Here is a 263-nt window from a genome sequence, read left to right as displayed (position 1 = left end):
ATACGCGGTCGACACCGAGGCCTCGGCCACCATCTCCATCGACACCATCGCTGGTGACGACGTGATCAACGAGGAAGAATCCGGCGAGACCATCACCATCACCGGTTCCGTCGGCGGTGACGCCGGCGAAGGTGACACCGTCACCCTGACCGTCGGTGGTGAGACGTTTGAAGGCACCGTCGATGCCGACAACAACTACGCCATCGACGTGCCGGGCAGCCTGCTGGCTGCAAATGACACGGTCAGCGCCACGGTCACCGGCA

General features: G+C 63.5%; 1 protein-coding gene. It reads left to right on the top strand.

Annotated elements, in window-relative coordinates:
* Positions 1–263 (top strand): Ig-like domain-containing protein (locus ABGV18_RS11570; protein ID WP_396586158.1); only part of this gene is annotated, 263 nt, incomplete at both ends.

The organism is Guyparkeria halopsychrophila, assembly GCF_044582135.1.
Classification (GTDB): domain Bacteria; phylum Pseudomonadota; class Gammaproteobacteria; order Halothiobacillales; family Halothiobacillaceae; genus Guyparkeria.
This window is presented reverse-complemented; position numbering and strand designations above follow the sequence as displayed.